This is a genomic window from Methylobacterium sp. AC690 (genome assembly GCF_979256535.1).
The window spans coordinates 1-19,351 of the sequence record NZ_CEEDOX010000015.1 but is presented as its reverse complement, the minus strand read 5'-3'; the positions used below and the strand labels follow the sequence as shown (position 1 = coordinate 19,351).

The window sequence follows — 19,351 nt, the reverse complement described above, 5'->3', positions numbered from 1 at the left end:
GCGGGCCGAGGGGACGGCTCGACGGAGTCACGGGGGGGAGGCGCCCTTGGCACCCTTGGCACTGCGCAGGTCGGCACGGGCCCGCTCCAGCCCCTCGGGTCCGAGGTCGAGGGCGAGCCGCACTGCCCGTTCCACGTAGGCCTGCGGGGTCAGGCCGGAGGCCTTCGCGGCGCGCGACACCTCCAGGCCGAGGCCGAGGTCGAGGGGGATCGCGCTCGTGCGCGCGGGCGCGGGCTCGGCCGCGGCGGGCGCCGTGGCCAAGGCAGCCTGAGAGGTAGTCTGCGAGGCAGCCTGCGAGACGGCGGGGGCAACCGCCGCGCGCAGGGCTGCGGTGCCGGTGAGCGGTGCCGGCCCGCTCTCCGGGCGCGACGGCAGGCCGAGGGCCTCGCGCCGGCCCTGCGCCGCCAGCCGGTCGGCCCGCTCGTTTCCGACCTCGCCGGTATGGCCCCGGACCCAGGTCCAGCGCACGTCGCGGCGGGCCGCGAGGGCATCGAGTTCCTGCATCAGCTCGACGTTCTTCACCGGGCCGGTGGCGGTTCGCCAGCCCTTGGCCTTCCAGCCGCGCATCCACTCGGTCACCGACTTGATGACGTACTGGCTGTCGCAGCGCATCTCGATCTGCGCGCCCTCCGGGAAGTGGCGCAGGGCATTGATCGCGGCGGTCAGTTCCATGCGGTTGTTGGTGGTGGCCCGGTCGCCGCCGCAGAGTTCGATCCGGCCGCTCTCGGCCTCGATCACCACGCCCCAGCCACCGGGACCGGGATTGGGATCGCATCCGCCGTCGGCATAGACGATGGTTCGCATGGGGCTCGCTTCGACCTGTTCACGACGGGCCGCCCCGGGGAGAGGCGGCGCCGGGGCATCCGGGCGCCGCCCATAGCACGACCGCGGCCCCCTCGGGCACCCGCCTCAGGCGCGGGCGGGGTCGATGCGGTAGCGGATCGGCTTGAAGCTGTTGTTGTTGGACTGCAGGGCCGAGCAGGCGGTCAGCCCGATCACGAGGTCGCACTCGGCCTCGAAGGTGACGTGGTCGCCGGCTCGGCTGAGCGGCGGCTCGACCTTCAGTTCGCCCGTGCCGCCGTCCACCGTGACGTTCATGAACACGTTGAAGGCCACCGGGATCCGGTCCGGCACGACGCCGTAGGGTGCCAGTGCCGCCGCGAGGTTGCCGAAGCAGCCCCGGTGCGGATGGGTGTCGCCGTAGATGATCCGGAAGGTGTCGGCCGAGCACGGGGTCAGCAGGAAGTCGTGGCGGCCCACCGTGTCCTCGACGATGCGCAGGAGCACGTTCGAGCGGTTGGAATAGATCGGGTCGCCGGTGGTGAGATAGATCCGGCTGGCGTAATCCAGAGTGCGGCCCGACGAGATCACCTCGTCGAGGTCGCCGCGCACGAAGGCGAGGAGGTCGGCCACCTGCTCGCCCTGGGGGTCGATCACGGTGAGGCGCTCGCCCTTGTCGAGGGTGAAGGCCACGCCGGAGCGCGGCGCAATCTCGTGCAGGGTCGCCGGGTGCGCGTGGGTCTCAGGCGGCATCGCGGGCCTCCGCGTCGCGACCCCGGAACGGGCAGACCCAGTCCGCTCCGACGGCCCGACCGCTGTACTGGCGCGCCTCCGAGGCGTCGCCGTGCCGGGCGAGCATCGGGTTCATCGAGCCGGCCAGCGCCTCGTCGCGCGACAGGATCGCGCTGCGCAGCTTCTCGTAGCGCCCTTCGGCGCGCAACTGCTCGAACTGGGCGCGCAGGTTGAACACCAGGACCGGGTGCGGGAAGCGCCGGGCCGGCCGGCTGGCGCCGGGATGCATGCCGACGACGAAGAACGCCTCGCCACCGAAGGAGAGCGAGAAGTGCGGATCGTTCGGGTCGGCCTCGACGCGGGTGTCGTAGCGCTGGCCGAGGAAGGCGTCCTTGTCCGACAGGGACTGCACGCGGTCCCAGAGGTGGCGCTCGAAGGCCTCCTCGCCGAGGTCCGTCGGCCCCTCGAAGATGACGGCGAAGCTCTGGAACAGGTCGGGCTTGGCGCGATAGCGGCAGATGAAGGCCAGGAGCGCGGGATAGAGCCGGGGGTCGTCCCAGCTCGAGGCGATACTGCGCGCCACGACGATCTTCATCTGGCCCTTCGAGAGGGCGGATTTCGCGCCGACGCAGGGAAAGGGCTGGCTTCGGATGAAATTCTGGAAGTCCACGGCCAGGGGATGGCCGCTGTCATCGGTGGGGAGATGCATGGAAACTCGACGCTGACAGCACCCGGAACGCAGGGTGCATGGGATGAACCGGGGCTCGATGGCCGAGTTCCGTTCGCGCGACGGCATGGCACGCATGCTCCACAGCCTTGTGGGCGACGGTTGCCGGGGCCGGCGCCGAACCTTTGCCGGCGCCGGGCATTGAACCGGCGATGCTGCGACGGGGCCCTACGACGATGACGACGCAACGATGACCGGCCGACAGGGGGCCGCCCGGTTCGCGAAAGGCGCCCTGCGGGGGCTGCGCCTGCTGGCCAAGCCGGTCCGGCGCTCCCAGGGGCGCGCCGGCACGGTGGTCGAGACCTACCGCGGCTACGGCTCCCGTGACGAGGTCTTTCTCATCGGCCGGGTCTTCCGGCAGTCGAGCCGGGCGGCCGATGCCCCGGACGAGGGCTGGACCGCCGAACTGCGCGACATCCGGCGCCGCATCACCCGCCGGACGGTGGCGGGCGCGGTGCTCACCGCGCGCTTCTTCGGCTGCGAGGAACAGGTCGTCACCGACCGGGACGGCTACTTCCGCGTCCACCTGCGCCCGAACCTGCCCGCGCCGCCGCAGGCCTCCTGGCACAGCATGGAGCTCGACCTGGCCGGCCCCGAGCCCGTGCGGGCGAAGGGGCAGGTGTTCATCCCCTCGGCCGATTGCCGGCGGGTGGTGATCAGCGACATCGACGACACGATCATGCGCACGGGCGTGGCCAACAAGGTCAAGATGCTGTGGCGGCTGTTCGTGGAGGATGCGGAGAACCGCGTCGCCTTTCCGGGCGCCGCCGCCCTCTACCGCGCCCTCTATGCCGGGCCGTGCGGGGCGGAGGGCAATCCGATGCTCTACGTCTCCCGGGCGCCGTGGGGCATCTACGACATGCTCAGCGAGTTCTTCGTCATGCATCGGATCCCGGTCGGGCCGGTGCTGTTCCTGCGCGAGTGGGGCCTGTCCTGGACGAGCCCGCTGCCGCGCCGGGCCGAGGACCACAAGCGCCACCTCATCGACCACATGCTGACGCTCTACCACGACCTGCCCTTCGTGCTCATCGGCGACAGCGGCCAGCACGATCCCGAGGTCTATGCAGGCATCGTCGCCGCGCATCCCGGCCGGGTGGCGGCGGTCTATATCCGCAACGTCTCGCGGGATGCGGGGCGGCTGGAGGAGATCGCCAAGCTCGCCGAGGCGGTGGAGGCCGCCGGCAGCAGCCTCGTTCTCGCCGCGGACAGCCTCGCCATGGCCGAGCATGCCGCCGAGCACGGCCTGATCGCCCGGACGGCCGTGGCCGATGTGGCGCGGGAATACGGCGCCGTGCCGGAGACCCGCCGCCGCGCCGGCCGCACCCGTGCCCGCGCCCTGCGCAAGGTCCTCGACGGGGCCGGCCCGACGCCGCCCAACGTCATCGTCGAGCCCGGCCGCGCCGACCCGCCGGCCTGACCGGCCGGCAGGCGGCTGCCCTGCAGCGCTCGTGGCCCGTTTCGAGAACCCCCTGGCGGCAGACCGGAGTGTTTTGCCCGGAGCGTTCTGCCGTCGAGGTGGGCAATCTGCCTGAACCGTTTGCAATTTCGTCCTCGCCCTGTAAGGTCTCTCTGGTATACCAGAGGCGCCGGCCTGCATTTTCGGCGTTTGCCCGTGACGCGGGCGCTTCGCGAGACAGGGGCACAGGATGTCCGACACCGCCGGTCCCGACCGCCACGCCGACACGCTGCTCGGCTCCCGCCTGTTCCGGCCGATCCTGGCCGGCGCCACCCTGCGTGAGCGCCTGATCGGCTGCCTCGGCGCCCTCATCGGCATCGCCCTGACGGGGCTCATGACAGGCTGGATGGTCGGCCAGGGCCCGCACATTCCCCTGATCGTGGCGCCCATGGGCGCCACGGCGGTGCTGCTCTTCGCGGTGCCGGCGAGCCCGCTGGCCCAGCCCTGGCCGATCATCGGCGGCAACACGATCTCGGCTCTGATCGGCGTCACGGCCGCCCACTTCATTCCCAATCCGGTGCTGGCCATCGGGGTCGGCGTCTCGCTGGCCATCGCGGCGATGTCGTTCACCCGCAGCCTGCATCCGCCGGGCGGGGCCGCGGCGCTCACCGCGCTCATCGGCGGCCCGGCCATCGCCTCCTCGGGCTTCCTGTTCCCCTTCGTGCCGGTCTGCCTGAACTCCATCATCCTGGTCAGCCTCGGCATCGCCTTCCATCGGATCTCCGGGCGCAAGTATCCGCACGTCCCGGCGGCACCTCCGGCCAACGTGCACGGTACGGCCGACCTGCCGGCCCCCATCCGGGTCGGCTTCCATGCCCGCGACGTCGACGCCGCGCTCCTCAACCTCAACGAGACCCTCGACATCGACCGCACCGACCTCGACCGGCTGCTGCGGGAGGTCGAGAGCCAGGCCCTGGTGCGGGCGTACGGCGCCCTGGACTGCCAGGCGGTGATGTCCCGCGACGTGGTGACGATCGGTCTGCATGAGCCGCTCGCTCGGGCGCGTGACCTCCTGCTCCGGCACAACATCCGGACCCTGCCGGTGGTGGACGAGGCGGGCCGCCTCGCCGGGACCCTGGGCCTGCGCGAGCTGGCCCTGCGCGGGGAGGGCAGCATCGCGCAGGTGATGTCCGAGGCGCGGACCGCCAAGGCCAGCGAGCCCGTGGTGAGCCTGGTGGAGCCGCTGACCAACGGCCACACGCACGCCGTGCTGGTCACGGGCGAAGACCGTCGGATCCTCGGGATCATCACCCAGACCGATCTGCTCGCCGTGCTGACGCGCCTGGCCTCCACCAAGGCCTTCGACCTGAGCGCCGCGTCGGCGGCCTGAGTGGCGGGCACGGAAGGCAGGCGGGCGTCCCAGCCCGTCTTCAAACCGTGGCGCGGTTGTTGCAGGGAGCCGAGCTCTCCTCGCACCGGAGCCCACGGGTTCGAGCCGATGCACGACGCACCGCTTTATCTCCACCTCCTGTACGCCACCCTGATGGTGGCCAGCATGATGCTGACCTGGCAGGTCCATCGGCTCCTCGGACGGGGCTGACGGCCGGCTGCGCGGTGCGGTACGGCGGCAGGGACGCCCTGCCGCCGCCGCTGATGCGCAGCTCGCGCCGGACCTGTCCTAGGGCGTCAATCGGAAGCTGGCGCTCTCGATCGTCTCGGGGCCGTTCATGGTGAGCCGCCATTCGCTCTCTGCGGCGGAGAAGACGACGGTGAAGACATCGCTGTCGTCGATGCGAGAGACGCCCTTGAAGTCGACCGACACGAGATCGCCCCAGGATCTCACCGTCCTCAAGTTGTCGGGCAACTGTTCGTCGAACGCCCGTGCGAGCGGCTTGCTCATACGCGCGAGTTCCGGCCTGCCCTGCTGGGTGGCCTCGATGATCCGCCGCAGCGCCGCTTCACTTCCGGGGGCCGGCGTATTCGCAGCCTGCCGCGCCTCCCGCCGTGCCTCGATGGCGTTCGCCCGGTCTCCCGTAATCCGCGGAGACGTCTGTTCGAGCCCGTTCTGATGAAGGGTGGCGGCGGTCGCAATGCCATCCGGACCAACGGTGAAGCTGATCTGTGCCTGGATGGTGCTGTTTCGATAGAAAAACTTCCGACGGCTTTCGGGCACGATCGCGCAGAACGCCTGTCCGGTGAGGCGGACGATAAGATCGTTTTGGTCGCGCTGGACTACGAGGATAATCGTTGGAGTCAGTTCGTAGAAGCCGAGATATCCGTCCACGACCGTCGGATCGATCGGGACTTCCGTTCGCGGACGCGCCTGCTCGATCCTGAGCCGCTCCATGCGTTCTTTGCCGGTCTCCGTCAGCCCCTCGGTCAACTTCCGGACTTCAGCCAAGAGACGGCGCCAACTAGGGAAACCGTAGTCACGGGCGAGATCGCGTTGCGCCGTCGCGAGCTGCGCCGTCGGGTCGGTGGCGCGCTCCTGCTTCAACCGCGACTTGGCTTCGTTGCGCAGGTGTTCGAGGTTGGGGCGGACGGGGAGTGCACGCACGGGAGCGGCGCCCGATAAAAGTGTAGCCGTCATCGAATCCTTCCTTCCTCAGCGCCCTTTGTCCGCGTTCTCGGGCAGGAAGTCGGGGAATGATCAGACAACGACGAATGGGCTGAGCCCTTTACGCGGACCGTTGGCCTATCCGGAGGCCGAGGCGATGCTAGGATCGGACCCGCAAAACGGCAAGAGGACTCGGCACATGACCCGCCCCGCCCACGCGGGCAATCTGCTCGCGGACCTGCCCGACGCCGCGGCGGGCGAGGTCTTCACCGAACTCCTCGTGCGGCCGGGCTGCCGGATCGAGCGCATCGTCTCGCAGGGTCAGGTCACGCCGCCGGACATGCCCTACCAACAGGCCCATGACGAGTGGGTGCTGCTTCTTGCCGGTGCGGCCCGCGTCGCGATGGCGGGTGCGGAGATCGCGCTCTCGCCGGGTGACACCCTGTTCATCCCGGCCGGGTGCGTGCACCGGGTCACCTTCACCGATCCCGACCGGCCGACGGTCTGGCTCGCCGTTCATCTCGGCGAGACCGACCGCCCGGCCGGGGACTAGCGCTTCAGATCGCGGCGGCCGGATCGCCGCCGAGGGGATTGCCCGCATCCTCGTTGCGGTCGTCCGCCGCGTGCCGTTCCCGGCGCGCGCGGCCACCCCGATCGAGCAGCGAGCGCCCGAGTGCCCGGAAGGGGGCCGTGAGGCGGCGAGCATCGTCGGCGCGCTCCATGAAGCGCTCGCCGTTGCGAATCTCCTTGTCGAGGCGCGCCATGGTACGGGCCAGGGCCGGATCTTCGTCGTCGAGCCAGACCTCCACCGTGCGGGCGAAGGCGATGACCACGCCCTGGAGCTTGAGACGGCCGAGGGGCCCCTCGGTGTTGATGCCGGCGGCGGCCAGCATGAAGCGGTGCGAGTTCAGCGCGACCCCGTTCAAGGCGAGCATCGACAGCGGATCGCCGCGCAGGGCGTAGGAGATCCGGCGCAGGGCGTCCTTGTAGGGCGTCATCGCGTCGAGGCGGCGCATCAGCACGTCGAACAGGCGCTCGCGGGTCGGCTCGTCGGCGAGATCGGTATTGTCGCCCTCCAGCACCTTGCGATCGATGAGACGCGACAGACCTCCGAGAACGGCGCCCTTCGACGGGAACAGGTCGCGGAACTCCGCCAGCGTGAGGCCGGCCTCCCGGGCGATGTCGCCGACCTCGATGTCGTTCCAGGGCTGCTCGGCTGCGAGCCGCATCAGCGCCTCGACCGCCGCCTCGCGCGGGGGCAGCGCCTTCTCGGCAGGGGCAGACACCGCCACGGTACCGGTGGCATCCGATTCCTGCGGGTGAGACTCGTGCGTGTCGGTTTCGGGCTTGGGAGAGCCGGGGCGTTTGGCCATGGTCGTGCGATCCTCGTCCAATCAGGCCTTCATGTAGGGTCCCGCGGCCGGATCGTCAGGGCCGGCTCAGCCCGCGAGGGCTCCGGCGCGGCGCCGCGCCGCGTCCACGGCCTCGCGCATCAGGTCCGGCAGGCCGCCGTCGCGCATCAGCACGGCGAGGGCCTCAGCCGTGGTCCCGCCCGGCGAGGTTACGTCCCGGCGCAGCAGCGCGGCGTCGCGAGGATTGGCCGCGAGGAGCGCGGCGGCCCCCGAGACGGTCTCGCGGGCGAGGCGCGTGGCCATGTCCGCGGGCAGTCCGGCGGCGATGCCCGCCTCGGCCATCACCTCGGCCAGGAGGAAGACGTAGGCGGGGCCGGACCCCGACACCGCCGTCAGGGCGTCGATCAGCCCCTCGTCGTCGAGCCACTCCACCAGGCCGACGCTGGCGAGGAGCGCGTGCGCCTGCGCCCGCTGCCGGTCATCGACCTCCGGGCTGGCCACCGCACCGGTGGCTCCCCGGCCGATGCTGGCGGGCAGGTTCGGCATCGCCCGCACGATGGCGCGGGCGCCGGGCAGCCGGTCGCGCAGGTTGGCGATGGTCTTGCCGGCCAGGATCGACACGACGAGGGTTCCGGGGCCGATCAGCGGCGCCAGCGCGGGTGCGGCGCCCTCCAGCCCCTGCGGCTTCATGGCGAGCACCAGGGCGTCGGCGACCGGGGGGGCGGCGGGGTTCAGGGCGAGCCCGCGTTCGGCGCAGAGCGCCTGCATCTCGGGCGAGGCCTGCGGATCGAGAACGGTGGTGCGGGCCGGGTCGAGCCCGCCTGCCAGCCAGCCGGCGAGCATGGCCCCCCCCATCTTGCCGGCCCCCACCAGGGTGAGGGAGGCGGGGAGGGCGGCGTCGACGGGCGCGCTCACGCCTCGCCTTCGGTCTCGAACAGCACCGCGTCGAGCGCCTCGCGGGCGGACTTGCCCGCCCAGAGCACGAACTGGAAGGCCTGGTAGTAGCGCTCGCAGGCATCGACCGCCGACTTCAGCATCATGGTGCACTGGCCCTGGGTCGGGGCGGCGCCGCCGGTCAGCAGCAGCGAGTGGCGGAACATCACGACGTTGTCGGTGGACCACAGGTCGAAATGCCCGACCCACAGCTGCTCGTTGACCAGGGAGACCAAGGTCAGGATCTCGGTGCGCCGGCGCTCCGGCACCTTGAGGTCGAAGGCGGAAGCGACGTGGAGCGCCTCCACGTCCTCGATCCAGGTGAACGCCACGTGGTAGTCGGCCCAGCGCCCGGCGACGGAGACGGACATCTCGTCGGTCTCGGCCCGGTCGAAGATCCAGTCGCGCAGCGACGCGAGGCGCTCGACGATGTCGAGGGGATGCTCGTGCCGATCGTGATCTTCGATGTGGAGTTGGGTCATGGCGGTCCAGTGTGTCGATCTCGTCGAAGATCGGCGAAGTCGTTGTGAAACTCGTTCCGGTGACCGTCGGCACTCTGTTCCGGACTTGCTCCGCGCCCACCCGGAAGGGTGTGGCAGGCGGCGATTCTGTTCGGTTCAGAGCGGTTCGGGGCAGGAGCGAATCAGGTCATGACCCACTATAGACCGTGCCGGACTCGCGTTTCAAAGCGGCCCGGGAAGCCGGTGAACAGGAAAGCGACCGTCCACCGTTCCTTCCTGTGCACAAGCGTGGCGGGGCCGGAGCCCCTGCGAATCAACCTGGAATCAGATCGCCTCGCTGGCTCCGGCCACCGGATCGGCGCCGAGTTTCGCCTCCAGGGCGGTGACCCGGGCGGCCAGGGCGTCGTTCTGGCTGCGCAGGGCCGAGACGAGGTCGCGCAGCACGTCGAGCTCCTCGCGGGAGGCGATGTCCATGTCGCGGATCAGGCGCTCGACCTGGGCCTTGAACACCGTCTCCGCCTCGCGGCGCACACCCTGCGCGGCTCCGGCGGCATCGGTCATCAGGCGGGCGAAATCGTCGAACAGCCGGTTCGAGCCTTGCATCGTCGTCTCCCGGGAGCAGTGAGGCCGCCATCCGTCCGTGACGGCCACGAGACCGGCGCCTGTGCGCCACGACATAAGAATCCCCGGGCGTCCCGGCAATCCGCGCCGGTGCTTTGGGAGCCCCGACGGGGATGTTTCCGGCCCTGTCCGGCGGGGCGGTCCGAAACAGGCATTTACAAATCCCCGCCGCGCCGGCCCTTCGAACTCCGTGCGCGTCGGCGCATACTCGCGCGTTGACAGATCCGCATGGGGTCCGGGCGCCGGCCCCGGATGCGGAGGGAGCCGCGATGCTCGGGACCATGACGCAGACGACCACGACCCATCCGCACATCCTCCTCGTGGAAGACGATCGCGAGATCAGCGCCCTCGTCGCCCGCTACCTGCGCGCCAACGAGTGCCGGGTCAGCCTCGCCGGGGACGGGGCGGCCATGGACAAGGTCCTGGCCGACGCCCGGGTCGACCTCGTCGTCCTCGACCTGATGCTTCCGGGCGAGGATGGCCTGAGCCTGTGCCGGCGCCTGCGCGCCACTTCGCGCATCCCCATCCTGATGCTCACCGCCAAGGCCGAGGAGATCGACCGGATCATCGGCCTCGAGATCGGCGCCGACGACTATCTCGGCAAGCCGTTCAACCCGCGCGAGCTCCTGGCCCGCATCCGCGCGATCCTGCGGCGGGGCTCGGGCCCGGAGGCCGAGGCGGAGGAGGGCGTGCGTCGCCTGCATTTCCTGGGCTGGACCCTCGACGTCTCCCTGCGCCAGCTTCTCAGCCCGGAGGAGGCGCGCATCGCCATCACGGGGGCGGAGTTCGACCTGCTGCACGCCCTCTGCCTGCGTCCCGGCCGGGTGCTCTCCCGCGATCAGCTCCTCGACCTGACGCAGGGGCGCGCCGCCGGCCCGTTCGAGCGCAGCATCGACGTCCTGATCAGTCGCATCCGCCAGAAGGTCGAGCAGGATCCGCGCAACCCGGAGATCATCCGCACCATCCGCTCCGGCGGCTACCTCTTCACCCCCGAGGTCACCCGCACATGAAGGCTCGCTCGTGAAGGCCCCGTGGAACCGCCTGCGCGCCCTCGTCCCCGCGAGCGTCGCCGGGCAGATCGCCCTGCTCATCGTCGCCGCCGTGGTGCTGGCGCACGCCATGGCGACCCTGGCGTTCTTCACCCTGCGCGAGCCCTGGCGGCCCGACGACCATCCCGGCGTGGCCGCCACCCGCCTCGCCACGGTCTCCCGCCTCCTCGACGGCGCGAGCCCGGCGGATCGTCCGGCGCTGCTCGCCAATGCCGCCCGGATGCTGCCCACCCTGCGGATCGAGGCCTGGGACGGCACCGTCCCGGAGATTGCCGGCCCCGAAACGGCCGCGGGCGACCGGATCGGCGACCATTCCATGGTCCAGCGCCTGCGTGACGGCTTCGGGCGGCCCCTCGCCATCACCGACCTCTGGGCGGTCCGGCGCCCGGCGGATGCGACCGCGGGCGTGCGCGTCGGCATCGCGACGCCGGGTGGCGCCCGGCTCTCCGCCCTGGTGCCGGACGACGACCGCCCGCCCATGCGGCAGGGCGCGATCATCTTCACCTTCGTGTTCCTGGGCGTGGCCGTCTCGCTGATCTGCCTCTGGGCCACGCGGGCGCTCACGGCGCCCCTGGCGCGCCTCGCCGAGGCCGCGGACGTGTTCGGCACCCGCATGAACCTCGTGGATCTGCCCGAGAATGGACCGCGCGAGGTCGTCACCCTGTCCCGCGCCCTCGACCGGATGCGGGCCCGCGTGCGACGCCTGATCGACGACCGTACCCAGATGCTCGCGGCCATCAGCCACGACCTGCGCACCCCGATCACGCGCCTGCGCCTGCGCGCCGAGTTCATCGAGGATGATCACGCCCGGACCATGACCCTGCGCGACCTCGACCAGATGAACGGCCTCGTGGAGGCGGCCCTGTCCTTCGTCCGGGACGGCCACGGCCCGGAAGGCGGCGCGAAAATGCTGGTCGACCTCGCCTCCATCGTCCAGACCGTGGCCGACGAGTTCGCCGATATCGGCGCCGATGTCCGGGTCGACGAGACCCGCCACGTGCTGGTCCAGGGCCGGCCGGACGAGCTGCAGCGCGCGATCATGAACCTCGTGGACAACGCGGTGAAGTATGGCGGCGCGGCGCGGCTGACCGTGACCCAAACCGAGCGCGGTGTCGCCGTGGAGGTCAGTGACGACGGCCCCGGCATCCCGGAGGCGGAGCGGGACGCCATGCTCCAGCCCTTCGTGCGCGGCGACCGGGCGCGCAACCTCGACACGGCCAGCGGTTTCGGCCTCGGCCTGTCCATCGTGCTGGCCATCGCGGATTCGCACGAGGGCCGCTTCACCCTGCGCAACCGGACCCCGCGCGGTCTCACGGCGCGGATCGAGCTGCCGCGGGCCGCCTCCGCCCCGGCCACCGCGCCGAGCGTTGCGCTCGATACGGACCACCGCGCTGCCGCCGAGTGACCACGCCGAGCAATCCCGTGGCGTGATCGCTCCGGGGGGAGACACGAAAAAGGCCCGCCCCTCGCGGGCGGGCCTTCCTCTGAAGCCGTGCGCCTCGCGCCGGCTTGCCTCACGTCATCAGGGCGTCAGCAGCGCGGGCCGCCCGAGGTCTGGCCATATTGCTGGACCGGGAAGTTCTGCTGGTTGGCATTGCCCTGGCTCGCCGAATTGTCCGCGCAACGTCCGGTCACCGGGGCGTCGTAGGAGCGGATCGAACCCGTCGTGATGTCGTCGTAGCGCGAGGCCGGCACATCGCCGTAGGCCGGTGCAACCCGATCGCGCGCGAAGCTGCCGGTCGCCGGGGCCGCAACAGCAAGAACAGTTGCAGCAACGAGGGCGAAAAGACGATGGTTCATTGGAAAATGATCACTCCTGTGTGAGACGAGAACCGTATGTCTCTGCGTCTCGACTGCGATGAGAGTGATATGGGAAGCGCTCGACCGGGACGACGTGCCACCGCGCACCTTGACGGCGGGCGACGCTGCCGAAGGCTTCCCGCGCCGGTGCGGCTTCGACGTGGGCGCGCCTCGGAGCTTGGCGCTTCGGAGCGGAGCTTGGCGCTTTGAAACTCGGCGCTTCAGAACTCCATGTCGAGTTCCTCGATCTCGTCGGGCTCCCGCGCCGCTTCGGCCGCCCATTCCGCCATCAGCGGCCAGGCCAGGATGGTGTTGCGATAGGCTTCGGTCCGGCGCGTCAGGCTCACGTCGTAGGTGCGGAACCGCGTGCAGACGGGGGCGTACATGGCGTCGGCAAGGCTCGGGGTCTCGCCGAACAGGAACGGGCCGTCGTAGCGCCCCAGGCACTCGTCGACGATCGTGATGATGCGCTCGATGTCGCCGCGCGCGCCATTGAAGATCTTGAAGTTCGTGTGGCGCGCCTTGAGGTTCATGGGCAGCGCGGAGCGCAGGTTGATGAAGCCGCCGTGCATCTCGCCCGAGATCGAGCGGCAATGGGCCCGCGCCACGGCGTTGCGCGGCAGGAACCCCGCCTCCGGACGGATCTCGTTGAGATACTGGGCGATGGCGAGGGTGTCCCAGACGATGATCTCGCCGTGGACCAGGCGGGGCACGAGGAACGAGGGCGACAGGTGCAGCAGCTCCGCCCGGGTGGAGGCGTCGTTCCCCGACAGGAGCTCGGTCTCGAAGTCGAGGCCGGCCATGCGGCAGACCAGCCAGCCTCGCAGCGACCACGACGAGTAGTTCCGGCTTGAAATCGTCAGCGTTGCCGCGGGCATCGGTCCGTCCCCCCTGGTGGTCCCTCGCCGACACGTGATCCAAGACTCGTGCCGCCCGCAGCCCCGACAGGCAGGATGTTTCCGGTGCGCTCGGCGCAGGATCCACCGACGCGGGAGCCTTTTCCCATCGCGAAGGTTGACCTTTCACAGTCACGACACCCGGCGGCGCGATGTTCACCAGTTATTCCGACGCGAAACGCGACACATCCGAGGTGATGCATACGCACAACAACCGCAGGATATCACACGTTAAGACCGTTGCGTCCGAGACCCGCCTGCCGCAGCCTAGCGCCCCATCGTCGGCGGCTCTGCCGTCGCGCCCGCTTGCCGCGGACGTTCTGCGATTTGACCGTTCGCGTAGGAGTTCGGGCTGCATGCTCTATCGTGCCTTCGATGCCCAGTCGGACCTGGCTGAGCAGACGCGCGCCTGGGGACGGCTCGTCCACGACGCCGTCTCGCCCTGGACCGCGGCCGGCTTCCGGGAGCCGCTGAGCTGGTGGTCGGCCGGCGCCCGGATGATGATGCGGGCCGGCTTGACCTTCTCACGGCCCGCCTACGGCATCGACAGCGTGATGGTGGGCAACCGCGAGGTGCCGGTGACGGAGGAGGCGGCGTTCGCGACACCGTTCGGCACGCTGCTGCGGTTCAAGAAGGACATCGACACCGATCAGCCCCGCGTCCTCGTGGTGGCGCCCCTGTCGGGCCACTTCGCCACGCTGCTGCGCGGCACGGTGCGGACCCTGCTGCCCGATCATGACGTCTACATCACCGACTGGCACAATGCCCGCGACGTGCCGCTGAGCGCCGGCCCGTTCGGCTTCGACGACTATGTCGACCACCTCGTGCAGTTCCTCGGGGTAATCGGGGAGGGCGCCCATCTCGTCGCCGTGTGCCAGCCGGCCGTGCAGGCGCTGGCCGCCGCGGCCGTCATGGCGCATTCGAAGGACGTGGCGCATCCGCGCAGCATGACGCTGATGGCCGGCCCGGTGGATTGCCGGATCTCGCCGACCTCGGTGAACCACCTCGCCACCTCGAAGCCGATCGCGTGGTTCGAGAAGAACCTGATCGCCACCGTGCCCGACCGGCACAAGGGCGCCGGACGGCGGGTCTATCCGGGCTTCATGCAGGTCTCGGCCTTCGTCTCGATGAACGCCAAGCGCCACGTCCAGGGCCATGCCGATCTGTTCTGGCATCTCGCCAACGGAGAGACCGAGAAGGCGCGCCAGATCGAGGGCTTCTACGACGAGTATTTCGCCGTCCTCGACCTCGCGGCGGAGTTCTACATCGAGACGGTCAAGACCGTGTTCCAGGACTACACCCTGGCCAAGAACGAGCTCACCTATCGCGGCAATCCGATCGACATGGGCGCCATCCGCAAGACCGCGCTCATGACGGTCGAGGGGGAGCGCGACGACATCTGCGCCGTGGGCCAGACCATGGCGGCGCACGACCTCTGCACCAGCCTGCCGCACCACATGAAGAGCCATCACCTCCAGGCCGGCGTCGGCCACTACGGGGTGTTCTCGGGCCGCAAGTGGGAGACCCAGACCTACCCGCTGGTGCGCAACTTCATCCAGTCGCACAACTGACGCCGACCCCGGGGGCGGTTCTCATCCGCCCCCGTTTCGCGCCGGCCGACGCCGTTGGTGGCTCGGTGGGCGTGACGCAGGTCAGTGGGCCGGCAATGCACGCCGATGGTGCCCACGCCCTCGCCCCGCCGGCAGGGCGATGGCCCGTGAACCGCGCCGTCATTCCGGGTCGCCGCAGGCGAGCCCGGACACCCGAACCGCACGACAGCGCCGGATCTTGCACCACCTGGGTATCGGGATCCCGGGCTCCGCTGCGCGGCCCCAGGATGACGCGGTGCTGCGGGAACGATGTCGGGACGATCATCCGTATCGGCGACCGCACTTCCTCGCCGTCTGAACCCGGCCCTGCGCCAGCGGGGACCCCCCGACCGAACCGCGGAAGACCGGCCCTCAGGCGGCCGCGAGCGACATCGACATCGATTCCTTCTTCATCAGCTCGCGGTAGAAGCCGTCGAGGTGGGTCAGCTTGTCGGGCGAGCCGTCCTGGATGATGCGGCCGCCCTCGAGCACCACGATCCGGTCGAAGTCCTTCAGGGTCGAGAGACGGTGCGCGATCGCGATGACCGTGCGGCCCTCCATCAGGTTGGCGAGCGCGTGCCGGATCGCCTCCTCGGACTCGGCGTCGAGAGCCGAGGTCGCTTCGTCGAGGAGCAGGATCGGCGAATCCTTGAGGATGGCCCGCGCGATGGCGATGCGCTGGCGCTGGCCACCGGAGAGCTTCACGCCGCGGTCGCCCACGATGGTGTCGAAGCCTTCCGGCAGTGCCTCGATGAAGTCGGTGCAATGGGCCGCCGCGGCCGCCTTCCAGACATCCTCGTCGGAGGCGTCGGGCCGGCCGTAGCGGATGTTCTCGCGCAAGGTCCGATGGAACATCGAAACGTCCTGCGGCACCACCGTGATGGCCTCGCGCAGGGATTCCTGCGTGACCCGCTGGATGTCCTGGCCGTTGATCAGGAGGCGCCCGCCCTGCGCGTCGTAGAAGCGCTGCAGCAGCGAGAACAGGGTCGACTTGCCCCCGCCGGACTTGCCCACGAGGCCAACGCGCTGGCCCGGCTGGATCACGAGGTCGAAGTCGGTGAACACCCCGCGGCCGTCCGGGTAGGAGAAGGCGACGTGGTCGAAGGTGATCTCGGCGCCCGTGCTGCCGGAGAGCGGCTCCGCCTCCGGGTGGTCGATGAGGTCGTGCGGCTGCAGCAGGGTGTGGAGCGCCTCCGAGAGGCGGGCGGTGTGCTGGGTGGCGTCCACCAGCGCCACGGCGAGGTCGCGGGTGGCGGCGAGGATGCGGATGCCGAGGGTGCAGACCAGAACCACCTGACCGTTGGTGGCCTGCTTGTTCTCCCACAGGTTGATCGCCCAGTAGAGCAGGCCCAGCACCGCCAGCACCGTGAGGATCGCGTGTACGATGCGCAGCTTCTCGAGGTAGAGCAGCGAGGAGCGGCGCGAGCGCATCTCCTGGCCGATGGTGCCGTCGAAGCGGACGTATTCGCGCTTGAAGGCCGAGAAGGCGCGGACCAGCGGCATGTTGCCGACGAGGTCGACCATCTCGCCGTCGACCGAAGCGGCCTTGGCGGCGAAGTCGTGGTGCAGCGGCTTGCCGGCGGCCGCCATCTTGAACATCAGCAGCACCACGGCGGCGAAGATGCCGGCGAGCACCAGCGCCATCGTGAGGCTGACGGTGCCGATGTAGAGGATCGAGCCGAAGGCGGCGACGCAGGGCGGCATCACGTTGAACACGAACATGTTCTCGACCGTGAAGATCGCGTTCGAGGTCGCGGTGATGCGCGAGGCCAGGGTGCCGGGCTGGCGGTCGGCGAAGAAGGTCGGCGAATGCCCGGTCATGTGCCGGAACAGGTCGCGGCGGATGTCGCCGGTCACGCCCACGAAGGTGAAGGAGCCGACGAGGCTCGCCACGCGCCAGAGCATGTTGTCGGCCGCGATGAAGGCGATGAGGAGGGCGAGCGCGCCCCAGATCAGGCCGGCATCCGGTCCCTTGCTCAGGGCATCGACCACGCCCTTCAGCGCGTAGTCCGTGCTGACGGAGAATCCGACGGCGCCGAGCACGGCGCACAGGATGACGAGGTGCGGCAGGGCGCGTCGGCGCAGATAGCGTCCCACGAAGGCGAACGGCCTATCGGCATAAACGCAGAGGTCTTCCATCACGGTGACCGTCCCGGTTTCGAGGGTCCGCCCGGACGTTGGGTGGACCGGCTTCTGTTAAGGCGTCCTCGCGGACCCTGGTTTCCCGCGCGTGCCCCACACAGGTTTCGGAGCCCCCCGAACTCGCAACGCGAAGCAAACGCAAGCGTTGCAGTGTCGGGCGGAGGTTTGCGCGTTTTAGCGTGCAAACCTGAACATCGCTTGAGCGGCAAGCGAATTCGATGCCGCGCGGATCCGTCTTTGGACCCGCCCGACGTTACACCGCGGGGTCGCGGCGCGTCTCGGGCATGATGAGCACCACGAGGGCGAAGGCCGCGAAGCCCACGATCGCGAGGCCGAGGAAGGCGGTGTGGCTGCCCAGCCGATCCGCCATCACGCCGGCGAGCGAGGTGGACAGGGCGGCGCCGATGCCCATCGCGGTGCCGACCGCGCCGAGGGCGAGGTTGAAGTGGCCGGTCCTGCGAGTGACGTCCGAGACCACCAGGGGCACCATCACGCCGAACACCGCCGCCGAGATGCCGTCGAAGATCTGGACCGCCACGAGGAGTTCCGGGCTGTCGACGTAGGCGAAGAGCAGTCCGCGGATCGGCAGGGCCGCGAAGCCGAGGAGCAGCAGCGGGCGACGGCCCCAGCGCTCGGCCAGCCGCCCGATGGTGGGCGCCGAGACCGCGAGGACGACCTGGGGCACGACGATGCAGGCGGCGATCAGCGCCGTGGCGGTCTCGCTGGCCCGCAGGGTCAGCATGCTGCCCACCAGCGGCAGCATCGCCGCGTTGGCGAGGAAGAACAGGGTCATGCAGGCCCCGAAGCACAGGAGCGCGCGGTTGGTGAGGAGGGCGCGCAGGCCGGCCTCGCCCTGCGGCGCGCCGGTGGCCCCGGCCGCCTTGGCGTGGGCCGGCCCGTCGATCTCCTCCGGCCGGATGCGCGACAGCGCGATCAGGGTCGGCACCATCAGGGCGGCGGTGAGGTAGAACACCGCGTCGTTCGAGAGGTAGTAGCCGCAGGCGCCCATGCCGGCGGCGGCCACGGCATTGCCGAGGGCCGAGAAGCTGGCATTGCGGCCCAGCCGCTCGCCCGCCCGGGCATGCCCGACGAGGCCGATGCTGATCGCCGCGATGGCGGGGGTGAGGATGCAGCTCGCCGCCGAGTGGGCGGCCATGGCCAGGAGCACGACGAGGAAGTTCGGCCACATGGCCAGCGCGAAGGCGCTCAGCGCGATCGCCACGACCGAGAAGCCGGCGGCGAAGCGGCGCGAGCGCACGGCGTCCACGAAGGCGCCACCGGGCACCTGGCCGAGCAGGCTCACGAGGCTCCCGACGGTCAGCGCGAAGCCGATATCGGACTGCGTCCACTTCGCCTGGGTGAAGTAGACGGCCAGGAACGGTCCGAAGCCGGTCTGGAGGTTCGCCACGAAGAACGCGAACCCGTCGAGGCCGCGCGTGCTCCGGCGCGAGATCACCTTCATGTCGGCCGGGTTCTCCGCTGCCGTCCCCGGCGGGACGTCGTCCGTGAGGGCGTCGCGGCGCGGGAGCGGCCGTGGCCGGAACTCCGGACGCGCCACCTCCCGCGGCTTGAGCGCCCGGCGATCCTTCGGAAGCGGAACCGTCATCGATCCGGCGACTTCTCGGCCGGTTTGTCCGGCGCTCTCTCAGGCATCGGCGCGGCGGCCGGGGCGGGCGGCACCGGCGCGGCAGGGGCTGTGGTCGCGGCAGGTGTTGTGGTCGGGGTGGGCGCTGTGCCCGGGGCGGCGCTGGAGGCCGGAGGCGGCGCGACGATTGCCGGGGGGGCGACCGGCCCCTGGGCCGGTGCCGCGGCCTGCTCGCCCTCGGCCGGGGCGGCCGGGCTCGCCGGGCCGAGCACCACGATCGGCTCGCCCGGCTTGTATTCCGGCGAGACGCGAACCTGGTTGCGGCTGAGCTGGAGGACCGGCCGGCTCGCCTTGCCGTCGGTGGTGAAGCGCATGGCGCGCCAGTCCACCGCGATCTTGCGGGAGCCGACCCCGAGGAAGCCGCCGAAATCGATGATGGCCGCGCGCGGACGCCCGTCCTTGTCGAGGATGATGTCGATGATCCGGCCCATATCCTCGCCGGTTGAGCTGCGCACGGCCTTGCCGAGGACGCCCTCGTAATCCTGGGTGTCCAGGACGGTGGCGGGCGTGCCCGTCGCGGGCGCCCCGGCGGGCGCACTCGGTGCGGGCGGGCCGGCCACGGGTGGGGTTCCGGGCGCCGCCGGCTGGACGGGCACCGGCGCGGGCTGTGCGGGGGCTTGCGCCGGCTGCGCCTGGTTCGGCGGGCGCACTCGGTGCGGGCGGGCCGGCCA

Annotated in this window: 19 protein-coding genes; 6 read left to right on the top strand and 13 right to left on the bottom strand. The window is 70.5% G+C overall.

What is annotated here, in order from left to right; all coding sequences use genetic code 11:
• Window positions 1–27: 27 nt before the first annotated feature.
• The 3 genes from rnhA to gntA all read right to left on the bottom strand — a co-directional run bounded on the left by rnhA (window position 28) and on the right by gntA (window position 2,221).
• A complete protein-coding gene (gene rnhA / locus AC0IY1_RS17790) occupies window positions 28–804 on the bottom strand; it encodes a ribonuclease HI (protein WP_055957522.1) in 777 nt (258 codons plus the stop codon).
• A 105-nt stretch (window positions 805–909) separates the two neighbouring features.
• Window positions 910–1,533: a DUF1989 domain-containing protein gene (locus AC0IY1_RS17785; RefSeq protein ID WP_055957520.1), complete on the bottom strand. Its 624-nt coding sequence runs from the start codon at window positions 1,531–1,533 to the stop codon at window positions 910–912.
• Window positions 1,523–2,221 (bottom strand): guanitoxin biosynthesis heme-dependent pre-guanitoxin N-hydroxylase GntA, encoded by a 699-nt coding sequence (gntA, locus tag AC0IY1_RS17780; protein WP_055957517.1) that lies wholly within the window; start codon window positions 2,219–2,221, stop codon window positions 1,523–1,525. The genes AC0IY1_RS17785 and gntA overlap by 11 nt, the downstream gene beginning before the upstream one ends.
• Window positions 2,222–2,429: 208 nt before the next feature.
• On the opposite strand from gntA, the gene AC0IY1_RS17775 reads away from it, so the two are divergent.
• Window positions 2,430–3,656: an App1 family protein gene (locus tag AC0IY1_RS17775; protein ID WP_055957514.1), complete on the top strand. Its 1,227-nt coding sequence runs from the start codon at window positions 2,430–2,432 to the stop codon at window positions 3,654–3,656.
• Window positions 3,657–3,885: 229 nt separating this feature from the next.
• Window positions 3,886–5,025, top strand: a complete 1,140-nt coding sequence (locus AC0IY1_RS17770; protein WP_471771295.1) for an HPP family protein — start codon at window positions 3,886–3,888, stop codon at window positions 5,023–5,025.
• Between the two features lie 288 nt (window positions 5,026–5,313).
• On the opposite strand, the gene AC0IY1_RS17765 is transcribed toward AC0IY1_RS17770, so the two are convergent.
• Window positions 5,314–6,225 (bottom strand): DUF3471 domain-containing protein, encoded by a 912-nt coding sequence (locus AC0IY1_RS17765; RefSeq protein WP_156375837.1) that lies wholly within the window; start codon window positions 6,223–6,225, stop codon window positions 5,314–5,316.
• Window positions 6,226–6,391: 166 nt separating this feature from the next.
• Here AC0IY1_RS17765 and AC0IY1_RS17760 point away from each other — a divergent pair, with 166 nt between their 5' ends.
• Window positions 6,392–6,745 carry a cupin domain-containing protein gene (locus AC0IY1_RS17760; RefSeq protein WP_055957505.1) on the top strand — a complete coding sequence of 118 codons (354 nt, stop codon included), beginning with the start codon at window positions 6,392–6,394 and terminating at the stop codon, window positions 6,743–6,745.
• 4 nt (window positions 6,746–6,749) lie between these two features.
• Here AC0IY1_RS17760 and AC0IY1_RS17755 read toward each other — a convergent pair whose 3' ends face one another.
• The 4 genes from AC0IY1_RS17755 to AC0IY1_RS17740 form a co-directional block, all read right to left on the bottom strand.
• On the bottom strand, window positions 6,750–7,565 hold the full coding sequence (locus AC0IY1_RS17755; protein WP_471771293.1) for a TetR/AcrR family transcriptional regulator: 816 nt from the start codon (window positions 7,563–7,565) through the stop codon (window positions 6,750–6,752).
• 66 nt (window positions 7,566–7,631) lie between these two features.
• Window positions 7,632–8,459 (bottom strand): pyrroline-5-carboxylate reductase, encoded by an 828-nt coding sequence (gene proC, locus AC0IY1_RS17750; RefSeq protein ID WP_055957502.1) that lies wholly within the window; start codon window positions 8,457–8,459, stop codon window positions 7,632–7,634.
• Complete coding sequence (locus tag AC0IY1_RS17745; RefSeq protein WP_055957499.1) at window positions 8,456–8,959, bottom strand: type III secretion system chaperone family protein; 504 nt, start codon at window positions 8,957–8,959, stop codon at window positions 8,456–8,458. Before AC0IY1_RS17745 ends, proC begins: the two co-directional genes overlap by 4 nt.
• A 303-nt stretch (window positions 8,960–9,262) precedes the next feature.
• Complete coding sequence (locus AC0IY1_RS17740) at window positions 9,263–9,541, bottom strand: accessory factor UbiK family protein (RefSeq protein WP_055957494.1); 279 nt, start codon at window positions 9,539–9,541, stop codon at window positions 9,263–9,265.
• Between the two features lie 299 nt (window positions 9,542–9,840).
• On the opposite strand from AC0IY1_RS17740, the gene AC0IY1_RS17735 reads away from it, so the two are divergent.
• Both AC0IY1_RS17735 and AC0IY1_RS17730 read left to right on the top strand, forming a co-directional pair.
• Complete coding sequence (locus AC0IY1_RS17735) at window positions 9,841–10,569, top strand: response regulator (protein WP_055957686.1); 729 nt, start codon at window positions 9,841–9,843, stop codon at window positions 10,567–10,569.
• Between the two features lie 10 nt (window positions 10,570–10,579).
• Window positions 10,580–12,013 (top strand): ATP-binding protein, encoded by a 1,434-nt coding sequence (locus AC0IY1_RS17730; protein WP_055957491.1) that lies wholly within the window; start codon window positions 10,580–10,582, stop codon window positions 12,011–12,013.
• Window positions 12,014–12,138: 125 nt separating this feature from the next.
• On the opposite strand, the gene AC0IY1_RS17725 is transcribed toward AC0IY1_RS17730, so the two are convergent.
• Both AC0IY1_RS17725 and AC0IY1_RS17720 read right to left on the bottom strand, forming a co-directional pair.
• The gene (locus AC0IY1_RS17725) at window positions 12,139–12,408 is read right to left on the bottom strand and encodes a hypothetical protein (protein WP_055957488.1); all 270 of its coding nucleotides are present in this window, start codon (window positions 12,406–12,408) and stop codon (window positions 12,139–12,141) included.
• A gap of 221 nt (window positions 12,409–12,629) precedes the next feature.
• Window positions 12,630–13,286 (bottom strand): glutathione S-transferase family protein, encoded by a 657-nt coding sequence (locus tag AC0IY1_RS17720; protein ID WP_055957486.1) that lies wholly within the window; start codon window positions 13,284–13,286, stop codon window positions 12,630–12,632.
• 374 nt (window positions 13,287–13,660) lie between these two features.
• Between AC0IY1_RS17720 and AC0IY1_RS17715 the strand changes: the two genes are divergently transcribed.
• Window positions 13,661–14,875 (top strand): polyhydroxyalkanoate depolymerase, encoded by a 1,215-nt coding sequence (locus AC0IY1_RS17715; protein WP_055957482.1) that lies wholly within the window; start codon window positions 13,661–13,663, stop codon window positions 14,873–14,875.
• A 390-nt stretch (window positions 14,876–15,265) separates the two neighbouring features.
• Here the strand turns inward: AC0IY1_RS17715 and AC0IY1_RS17710 are convergent, their stop codons facing one another.
• From AC0IY1_RS17710 to AC0IY1_RS17700, 3 genes are all read right to left on the bottom strand, one after another.
• Window positions 15,266–17,032: an ABC transporter ATP-binding protein gene (locus AC0IY1_RS17710; protein WP_055957479.1), complete on the bottom strand. Its 1,767-nt coding sequence runs from the start codon at window positions 17,030–17,032 to the stop codon at window positions 15,266–15,268.
• Between the two features lie 256 nt (window positions 17,033–17,288).
• Complete coding sequence (locus AC0IY1_RS17705; protein ID WP_055957476.1) at window positions 17,289–18,641, bottom strand: MFS transporter; 1,353 nt, start codon at window positions 18,639–18,641, stop codon at window positions 17,289–17,291.
• Window positions 18,638–19,330: a PRC-barrel domain-containing protein gene (locus AC0IY1_RS17700; protein ID WP_471771431.1), complete on the bottom strand. Its 693-nt coding sequence runs from the start codon at window positions 19,328–19,330 to the stop codon at window positions 18,638–18,640. The genes AC0IY1_RS17705 and AC0IY1_RS17700 overlap by 4 nt, the downstream gene beginning before the upstream one ends.
• Window positions 19,331–19,351: the final 21 nt, after the last annotated feature.

What these genes read in the sequence shown, in the direction of transcription:
- rnhA (WP_055957522.1), bottom strand. Translation starts at nt 804, where the DNA reads ATGCGAACCATCGTCTATGCCGACGGCGGATGCGATCCCAATCCCGGT.
- AC0IY1_RS17710 (WP_055957479.1), bottom strand. Translation starts at nt 17,032, where the DNA reads ATGGAAGACCTCTGCGTTTATGCCGATAGGCCGTTCGCCTTCGTGGGA.
- AC0IY1_RS17735 (WP_055957686.1), top strand. Translation starts at nt 9,841, where the DNA reads ATGACGCAGACGACCACGACCCATCCGCACATCCTCCTCGTGGAAGAC.
- AC0IY1_RS17775 (WP_055957514.1), top strand. Translation starts at nt 2,430, where the DNA reads ATGACCGGCCGACAGGGGGCCGCCCGGTTCGCGAAAGGCGCCCTGCGG.
- AC0IY1_RS17705 (WP_055957476.1), bottom strand. Translation starts at nt 18,641, where the DNA reads ATGACGGTTCCGCTTCCGAAGGATCGCCGGGCGCTCAAGCCGCGGGAG.
- AC0IY1_RS17740 (WP_055957494.1), bottom strand. Translation starts at nt 9,541, where the DNA reads ATGCAAGGCTCGAACCGGCTGTTCGACGATTTCGCCCGCCTGATGACC.
- AC0IY1_RS17745 (WP_055957499.1), bottom strand. Translation starts at nt 8,959, where the DNA reads ATGACCCAACTCCACATCGAAGATCACGATCGGCACGAGCATCCCCTC.
- AC0IY1_RS17715 (WP_055957482.1), top strand. Translation starts at nt 13,661, where the DNA reads ATGCTCTATCGTGCCTTCGATGCCCAGTCGGACCTGGCTGAGCAGACG.
- AC0IY1_RS17785 (WP_055957520.1), bottom strand. Translation starts at nt 1,533, where the DNA reads ATGCCGCCTGAGACCCACGCGCACCCGGCGACCCTGCACGAGATTGCG.
- AC0IY1_RS17720 (WP_055957486.1), bottom strand. Translation starts at nt 13,286, where the DNA reads ATGCCCGCGGCAACGCTGACGATTTCAAGCCGGAACTACTCGTCGTGG.
- AC0IY1_RS17765 (WP_156375837.1), bottom strand. Translation starts at nt 6,225, where the DNA reads ATGACGGCTACACTTTTATCGGGCGCCGCTCCCGTGCGTGCACTCCCC.
- AC0IY1_RS17725 (WP_055957488.1), bottom strand. Translation starts at nt 12,408, where the DNA reads ATGAACCATCGTCTTTTCGCCCTCGTTGCTGCAACTGTTCTTGCTGTT.
- AC0IY1_RS17755 (WP_471771293.1), bottom strand. Translation starts at nt 7,565, where the DNA reads ATGGCCAAACGCCCCGGCTCTCCCAAGCCCGAAACCGACACGCACGAG.
- AC0IY1_RS17770 (WP_471771295.1), top strand. Translation starts at nt 3,886, where the DNA reads ATGTCCGACACCGCCGGTCCCGACCGCCACGCCGACACGCTGCTCGGC.
- AC0IY1_RS17760 (WP_055957505.1), top strand. Translation starts at nt 6,392, where the DNA reads ATGACCCGCCCCGCCCACGCGGGCAATCTGCTCGCGGACCTGCCCGAC.
- gntA (WP_055957517.1), bottom strand. Translation starts at nt 2,221, where the DNA reads ATGCATCTCCCCACCGATGACAGCGGCCATCCCCTGGCCGTGGACTTC.